At 70.2% G+C, this 4,854-nt stretch carries 3 protein-coding genes; 2 read left to right on the top strand and 1 reads right to left on the bottom strand.

Annotated elements, in window-relative coordinates; genetic code table 11:
* The first annotated feature begins 379 nt into the window (after positions 1-379).
* A complete protein-coding gene (locus tag CKO28_RS26675; RefSeq protein ID WP_200344370.1) occupies positions 380-2,122 on the top strand; it encodes an EAL domain-containing protein in 1,743 nt (580 codons plus the stop codon).
* A 100-nt stretch (positions 2,123-2,222) separates the two neighbouring features.
* Here CKO28_RS26675 and phaR read toward each other — a convergent pair whose 3' ends face one another.
* Positions 2,223-2,990 (bottom strand): polyhydroxyalkanoate synthesis repressor PhaR, encoded by a 768-nt coding sequence (gene phaR / locus CKO28_RS26670; protein WP_200344368.1) that lies wholly within the window; start codon positions 2,988-2,990, stop codon positions 2,223-2,225.
* 898 nt (positions 2,991-3,888) lie between these two features.
* On the opposite strand from phaR, the gene CKO28_RS26665 reads away from it, so the two are divergent.
* A partial coding sequence (locus CKO28_RS26665; RefSeq protein WP_200344366.1) for an alpha/beta fold hydrolase occupies positions 3,889-4,854 on the top strand: 966 nt, incomplete at its 3' end.

Here is a 4,854-nt window from a genome sequence, read left to right as displayed (position 1 = left end):
ACTCGAGCCCCCGGCACTCGAGCCCCCGGCACTCGAGCCCCCGCCCTTCGGGCCTGGGGCGCCCGACCGTGGGCCGCCCGCCGGCCAGCCCGCACCCGGAGCGATCATCGGCACTCCCCATACCTCGTTCGGGCCGAATATTTTGTCGGCAATTTTCATAAAAATCAATTCAATTTGCGTGGAATCGCGGCGCACGTCCTTTCAATCTGTTCAGGGGAAATACTTAAAAAGGCCAATTAAGGTTAATAGCCCACACTTGCGGCAAAGACAGCAAAAATGCAGTTCATGGATTTTTAAGAGTCCGCGCCCGACAATCGCGGCCCAAAGTTGGGTTTGCGATCGCCTTCAAGTAGAGGGCGCGCACCGCTAGGAGGGCAACGTGCGCACGCCGTACAGGCAGACCGACCATGCCGCTGAACTCGCGCGGCTCCGCGCCGCGATCGAGGCTGCGGGCGACGTGGTCTATGAATGGAACCTGGCCGACGACACCGTCGCGTGGCTGGGCGACACCGCCGCGATGTTCGCGCCGCCCCGCAACGGACCTCCGGCCACCGGCGACGCGCTGGCAAGCTGCGTTCATCCAGACGACGTCCGGCGCCGGCAAAAGGTGCTCAGCGACCATCTGAAACGCGGCCTCGCCTACGATGTCGAATACCGGATCCGCACCGAGGACGGCCAATACCAATGGGTGCACGACCGCGGCGCCGTCGACGCCGGCCACGGCGGCGCGGTGCTCAAGCTGTCGGGCACGCTCCGCCTGGTGACCGACCGCAAGGAGCGTGAGGCGCGGCTGGAGTATCTCGCCAACTTCGACGAACTGACCGGCCACTACAACAAGGTCCGGTTGCGCGACGACCTGGACAAGACGGTCGCCGAAGCGCTGCGCACCGGCGACGGCGGCGCGTTCGTGGTGTTCGGGATCGACCAGCTGGCGATGATCAACAGCGCCTACGGCTATCAGGCCGGCGACCGGGTCCTGTGCGAGCTCGGCTCGCGGCTGGACGAATGCCTGCGCGCGAGCGACACGATCGGCCGGATCTCCGGCGACCGGTTCGGCGCGGTGCTCGCCCGGGTCGACCAGAAGACGGCGGTGCGCGCGGCCGAACGGGTGGTCCACGAGATCCGCCGCAAGCCGGTCGAGACCGGCGCCGGCCCGGTCCGGGTCACCGGCTCGGCCGGGGTGTGCATGTTCCCCGACCAGGCCACCGCCGCCCTGGACGCGATGGCCAAGGCCGAGGGCGCGCTGCGCCAGGCCAAGGTGCAGGGGCGCAACCGCTGTGGCTTGTACGAGGTGACCGAGGCGCAGCGCGAGACCTACCGCGCCTCCATGGGGATCGGCGACGAGGTGCAGCAGGCGATGAAGGAAGGCCGGCTGGCGTTCGCCTACCAGCCGATCGTCGCCGCCGGCGACCATACCCCGGTGTTCCACGAATGTCTGCTGCGCCTGCACCGCCCGGACGGCGAGGTCGTGTCTGCGGGCAAATTCGTGCCGGTGATCGAACAGATCGGGCTGATGCGCGCGCTCGACCGGCGCGTGCTCGATCTGGCGGTGGACGAACTCTCCAAGTACCCGGACGCCACGCTGGCGATCAACATCTCCGGCCTGACCGCGACCGAGCGGTCCTGGCAGCGCGCCCTGGTGGCCAAACTGAAGGACCGCGCCGACCTGGCCCGGCGGATGATCATCGAGATCACCGAGACCGCCGCGCTCAACGACATCGACGAGACGGCGCGCTTCATCTCGGCCGCGCAGGATCTGGGTTGCCGGGTGGCGCTGGACGACTTCGGCGCCGGCTACACCACCTTCCGCCACCTCAAGGCCCTGACGGTCGATATCGTGAAGATCGACGGCTCGTTCGTCCGCGACATCGCGGAGGACCCGCACAACCAGCTGTTCGTGCGCAACCTGATCGCGCTCGCCCGCTCGCTGAACCTGGTCACCGTGGCGGAATGCGTGGAGACGGCCGAAGAAGCGCGGGTGCTGGCAGCCGAAGGGGCCGAACTGCTGCAGGGCTACCACTTCGGCCGGCCATCGCTGGGCGCCCCCTGGCCGGAGAGGCCGCCGGCCAAGGTGGTCGACCTCGCCGACTGGGACTTCCCGACCAAGAACGCCGCGCGTTAAAGCAAGCCGCTGAAAGGTGAGTTAACCGTTCGCGATCTTGTCCGAACCGCGCGCGCCGTCACGACCATCAACGACCGGATAGGTCGGTCCGGCCGGCCGCTTACGACGAGCGGGAGCCCGCGCGGCTGCCCGCACTGCCGGTCTTGCCCGAACCGGTTGTGCCGGAGGAGCCGGCGCCGCCGGCCGCGCCGTTGCCGCCGGCGCCGCCCTGCTGCTGGCGGGTCAGCACGTCGAGCTGCTTCTGCAGCAGATCGACCTGCTGCTTGAGCTGCTGCAGCGTTTCCTCGGAGGCTTCCTGGCCGCCGGTTCCGGCGGTCCCGGCCGACGGGCCGCGCTCGCCCGGTTCGCCGCCTTCCGAGGTGGCACCCGGCTGCTGGCCGGCCTGGAACGGCGTGAACATTTTCAGCGCGCTATCGAACAGCGCGGCATTCTGCTCGCTCAGCTTCTGCAGGTCGCCGCCGAACGGGAACATGCCGCTCATGGTTTCGCGCATCTGCTCGCGCATGCGGTCCTGGTTGGCGGCGAACGCCTGCATCATGTGCTCGAGGTAGGACGGCACCACCGACTGCATGTTGTCGCCGTAGAACCCGATCAGCTGGCGCAGAAAATTGATCGGCAGCAGGTTGGTGCCCTTGCTCTCCTCCTCGACGATGATCTGGGTCAGCACCGAGCGGGTGATGTCGTCGCCGGTTTTCGCGTCGTACACCGCGAAGTCGATGTTGTCCTTCACCATCTGGCAGAGATGGTCGAGCGTCACGTAGCTGCTGGTCGACGTATTGTAGAGCCGGCGGTTGGCGTACTTCTTGATGATCACCGGCTTTTTCTGATCGCCGTTGCCGCTGGCGTTTGTCTTGTCGTCGCGCGCCATGTGATCGCTTTCATGCTTGGCGCCCGCCGGCAAGCATCTTGCGCGGCGCGGCCCCCGGTGTGTAACGGTTTGGGCTTCTCGATAGTCCTGCCGAACATATGGTGTCAACGCCGGCCCGCTTAAACCGTGAACGGGCGGCGGCGTCGCCCGGAAGCCCGGCGCCGCGCCGGTGCTGGTCACCCTTCAGGCGCCTCGTTATACTCCGCAACCATGGCGGAGCAGGACGATCTCGACGAACTGGCGCGCCGTTACCTGGACCTGTGGCAAGACCAGATGACGGCGCTTGCCAACGACCCGGAGATGGCCGAGGCGACCGAGCAAATGCTCCGCCTGATGGGCTTCGCGCCGCCGGACGCGGAGAGCTCGTCGCAAGACGGTACCTCGTCCCAAGACGGTACGGGGAACGCCAACCCGTGGGCGGCCGCGCAGGCCTGGCAGCAGACCCTGCAGGCCAACGCCAAGGCCGGTGCGCAGACGGCCGGGCAGCAGGCCGGCGCCGCCTGGGGCTGGCCGATGGCGATGATGACCGCCCTCGCCCAGGGCGCGCAGCAGATGCCCGGCGGCTGGCCGGGCGCGGGGGGCGGCATGCCGCCGGGTTGGCCGCCGCAAAGCTGGCCGGCGCAGGGCTGGCCGACGCAGGGTTGGGGCCCGCAAGCCTATCCGGGCGGCCCACCGCCCGGCTGGGGCCAACCGCAGGGACCGGCCGCCGGCTGGCCGGGCGCGGGCTGGACGCCGCCGCACCCCGGCGCGCAGGCCGGACCTCATGGCGGCTGGGGACCGCCGCCGGGCTGGAGCCATCCCAGCCAGGACCACGCCGGCTGGCCACCGCCGCACGGCGGCACCACAGATCCGCCGGGCGCCGGGCAGGCCGGCCAACCGGGGGCGCAGGGGAGCGCCGATGACCGACAGGGCGACCGGGGGGACGTCGCGGAGCCGGGCCCAAAGCCGGACGGAGAGCCGGACCCAGGGCCGGACCCGCACGGGCCCGAGCGGAACGACGCAGACCGACGGCACGGACCGGACGGACGGCACGGCGCACCAGCAGGAAGCGCCAACAGCGCAGCGCGGCCGGCGTCTGGGTCCGCGGCCGCTGCCGGCGCACCTGGCGGCGGCGATCTGGACCTGGACAAGTTCGCAGATCGCCTTGCCCGCCTGGAAGAGCGGCTGGCTGCCCTGGAAGGATCCGGCGGGCGCGGCGCAGCCGGACACGGCGGCGGACAGCAGTCGGGCGGAAAGACGGGAAAGTCTGCGCCGCGAAATCGCAAACGCGGATCCTAGCCGCTTCGCGCTGGCCCTGCAGCGCGAGGCGACCCGCCGCCACCTTGACCTGCTGCGCGGCATCCAGGCGTATCGCGCCCACGCCTACTCCCGGGCGCTGAGCGACCCGCCCGCCCTGTGGCAGGAAGGCACGACCCGGCTGCTGGATTACGGCCAGTGCCCGGAAGCCGCCGACCCCAACGGCACCCCGCTGCTGGTCGTGCCGTCGCTGATCAACCGGGCCTACATCCTCGACCTCAAGCCCGGGTTGTCGCTGCTGCGCCACCTGGCCGGCCTCGGCTTCCGCCCGATGCTGGTCGACTGGGACCGCCCGGGCGCGCAGGAACGCGGCTTCTCCCTGACCGACTACATCGCCGGCCGGCTGGAGCGCGCGCTCGACGCCGCGTGCGCCGCCGCCGGCCGCCCGCTGCCGGTGATCGGCTACTGCATGGGCGGCCTGCTCGCCCTGGCGCTGGCGGAGCGGCGGCGGCGCGACGTCACCGCCCTCGCCCTGCTGGCCACGCCCTGGGACTTCCACGCCGATCCCGACGCGGGCGCGGCGGGATCGGCGTGGAAGTCCCAGGGCGTGGCCAGCAGGGCGAGGGCG

It is taken from the genome of Rhodovibrio sodomensis (genome assembly GCF_016583645.1).
Lineage (GTDB): Bacteria > Pseudomonadota > Alphaproteobacteria > Kiloniellales > Rhodovibrionaceae > Rhodovibrio > Rhodovibrio sodomensis.
The sequence above is the reverse complement of the archived record's forward strand: the minus strand, read 5'-3'. Positions and strand labels throughout refer to the sequence as shown.